At 66.9% G+C, this 3,210-nt stretch carries 2 protein-coding genes; both read left to right on the top strand.

The genetic code is table 11. The features are described 5' to 3' along the window. Position 1: 1 nt before the first annotated feature. Positions 2–2,851 carry a hybrid sensor histidine kinase/response regulator gene (locus GPL20_RS38450; RefSeq protein ID WP_157337927.1) on the top strand — a complete coding sequence of 950 codons (2,850 nt, stop codon included), beginning with the start codon at positions 2–4 and terminating at the stop codon, positions 2,849–2,851. Between the two features lie 31 nt (positions 2,852–2,882). Next, positions 2,883–3,210: chemotaxis protein CheW (locus GPL20_RS38445; RefSeq protein ID WP_157337925.1), on the top strand; the 328-nt coding region annotated here is incomplete at its 3' end.

Genomic DNA, 3,210 nt, shown 5'->3' with positions numbered 1-3,210 from the left:
CATGGATGATCTGTTGCGGGAGTTTTTGACGGAGACCAGCGAGAGCCTGGACACCGTCGACAATCAGCTGGTGAAGTTCGAGCAGGAGCCGAACAACGCCAAGATCCTGGATAACATCTTCCGCCTGGTCCACACCATCAAGGGCACCTGCGGCTTCCTCGGGTTGCCGCGTCTGGAAGCGCTGGCGCATGCCGGCGAGACCTTGATGGGCAAATTCCGTGACGGCATGCCGGTGACCGGGCAGGCGGTGACGGTGATCCTGTCCTCGATCGACCGCATCAAGGAGATTCTGGCCGGCCTCGAGGCCACCGAAGCCGAGCCCGAGGGTAACGACCGCGACCTCATCGACAAGCTGGAAGCGATGGTCGAGCAGGGCATGGCCGCGATGTCAGCGTCGGCTTCGCCGATCGCGTCCGGCTCGGCGCAGCCGATGCCGTCCGCAGGTAGTTCGGCTCCTGTCGCCGAAGCCCCGCCGCTGGTGCCGGAAGCGCCGGTTGCCGCTGCACCGGCCAAGGAGATGACCACGGGCTCGCTGATCGAGCAGACCCTGGAGCGCCCCTTGCGTCCGGGCGAAGTCTCGCTCGACGAGCTTGAGCGCGCCTTCCGCGAGACAGCGATCGAAGCGCCGGTGCCTGCGCCGGTTGCCAAGGCCGTAATCAAGGCCGAGCCTGTCGCTGAGGCTCCGGCGCCGGTCGCCAAGGAAGCCGGCAAGGAAGCCGCCAAGCCGGCCAAGGAGAAGGCCGCGCCGAAGAAGTCGATGGCCGACGAGAGTGCCGGCGAGGGCGAGCGCATCGCCAACCAGTCGATCCGCGTCAACGTGGATACGCTGGAGCATTTGATGACCATGGTCTCCGAACTGGTCTTGACCCGCAACCAGCTGTTGGAGATCTCCCGCCGCAACGAGGACACCGAGTTCAAGGTGCCGCTGCAGCGGCTGTCCAACGTCACCGCCGAGCTGCAGGAAGGCGTCATGAAGACGCGCATGCAGCCGATCGGCAATGCCTGGCAGAAGCTGCCCCGCATCGTCCGCGATCTGTCGAGCGAACTCGGCAAGCAGATCGAGCTGGAGATGCACGGCGCCGACACCGAGCTCGACCGCCAGGTGCTCGACCTGATCAAGGACCCGCTTACCCACATGGTGCGCAACTCCGCCGACCATGGCCTGGAGACCCCGGCCGAGCGCTTGGCGGCCGGCAAGGGCGAGCAGGGCACCATCCGCCTGTCGGCCTATCACGAGGGCGGCCACATCATCATCTGCATCGCCGACAACGGCCGTGGGTTGAACACCGAGAAGATCAAGGCCAAGGCCATCTCCTCGGGTCTCGTCACCGAGGCCGAGCTCGAGAAGATGAGCGAAGCGCAGATCCACAAGTTCATCTTCGCCCCCGGCTTCTCCACCGCGGCCGCCATCACCTCGGTCTCGGGCCGCGGCGTCGGCATGGACGTGGTCCGCACCAATATCGACCAGATCGGCGGCACCATCGACATCAAGAGCGTGGCCGGCGAGGGCTCAAGCGTCACCATCAAGATCCCGCTGACCCTCGCCATCGTCTCGGCGCTGATCGTGGAGGCCGCCGGCGACCGCTTCGCCATTCCGCAGCTCTCGGTGGTCGAGCTGGTGCGGGCCCGCGCCAACTCCGAGCACCGCATCGAGCGCATCAAGGACACCGCGGTGCTGCGCTTGCGCAACAAGCTGCTGCCGCTGATCCACCTGAAGAAGCTGCTCAAGATCGACGACGGCGCCGCGTCCGATCCCGAGAACGGCTTCATCGTGGTGACGCAGGTCGGCAGCCAGACCTTCGGCATCGTCGTCGACGGCGTGTTCCACACCGAGGAGATCGTGGTCAAGCCGATGTCGACCAAGCTGCGTCACATCGACATGTTCTCCGGCAACACCATCTTGGGCGATGGCGCGGTGATCATGATCATCGACCCCAACGGCATCGCCAAGGCGCTCGGCGCCGCCGGCTCCTCGGCCCATGACATGGGCGACGAGAACGGGGCCCAGCACATCGGTTCGGGCGAGCAGACCACCTCGCTGCTGGTGTTCCGCGCCGGCTCGTCGCAGCCCAAGGCGGTGCCGCTCGGGCTGGTCACGCGCCTGGAGGAGCTGCCGGCCGACAAGATCGAGTTCTCCAACGGCCGCTACATGGTGCAGTACCGCGAGCAGCTGATGCCGCTGGTCGCCATGGAGAGCGTCACCATTGCCAGCCAGGGCGCCCAGCCGATCCTGGTGTTCGCCGATGACGGCCGCTCCATGGGCCTCGTCGTCGACGAGATCATCGACATCGTCGAGGAGCGGCTCAACATCGAGGTCGGCGGCTCGTCCTCCGGCATTTTGGGCTCGGCCGTGATCAAGGGCCAGGCCACCGAGGTGATCGACGTCGGCCACTTCCTGCCGATGGCGTTCGCCGACTGGTTCACCCGCAAGGAGATGAAGCCGTCGATGCACTCGCAGTCGGTGCTGCTGGTCGACGACTCCGCGTTCTTCCGCAACATGCTGGCGCCGGTGCTGAAAGCGGCCGGCTACCGCGTCCGCACCGCGCCGACCGCGCAGGAGGGCCTCGCCGCACTGCGCGCGCAGAGCTTCGACGTGGTGCTGACCGACATCGAGATGCCCGACATGAACGGGTTCGAGTTCGCCGAAGTGATCCGCTCCGACAACAACCTGGCGGCCACGCCGATCATCGGCCTCTCGGCGCTGGTGTCGCCGGCGGCGATCGAGCGCGGCCGGCAGGCCGGCTTCCACGACTACGTCGCCAAGTTCGACCGTCCCGGTCTGATCGCGGCGCTGAAGGAGCAGACCGCGGGCGCCGCCGGCGCCTCCGAGCTGAGCCGGGCGGCGGCGTAACCTCAAGCGGGATGGATCAGGAGATACGCCTATGAGCAACAAGACCCAGTCCACCGAAGGCGCCATGGTCGAATACGTCACCGCGATGATCGGCGGCCAGCTGTTCGGCCTGCCGATCTCCCGCGTCCAGGACGTGTTCATGCCCGAGCGCGTCACCCGCGTGCCGCTGGCCTCGCGCGAGATCGCCGGGGTCCTGAACCTGCGCGGCCGCATCGTCACCGTGGTCGACATGCGCGCCCGGCTCGGCCTGCCCAGGGCCGAGGACGGCAAGGTGCCGATGGCGGTCGGCGTCGATTTGCGCGGCGAATCCTATGGCCTCCTGATCGACCAGATCGGCGAGGTGCTGCGCCTGCCCGAGG

The organism is Bradyrhizobium cajani, assembly GCF_009759665.1.
Taxonomy (GTDB): domain Bacteria; phylum Pseudomonadota; class Alphaproteobacteria; order Rhizobiales; family Xanthobacteraceae; genus Bradyrhizobium; species Bradyrhizobium cajani.
The sequence above is the reverse complement of the archived record's forward strand: the minus strand, read 5'-3'. Positions and strand labels throughout refer to the sequence as shown.

Coding starts and splice junctions, on each gene's coding strand:
- GPL20_RS38450 (WP_157337927.1), top strand. CDS start 2: ATGGATGATCTGTTGCGGGAGTTTTTGACGGAGACCAGCGAGAGCCTG.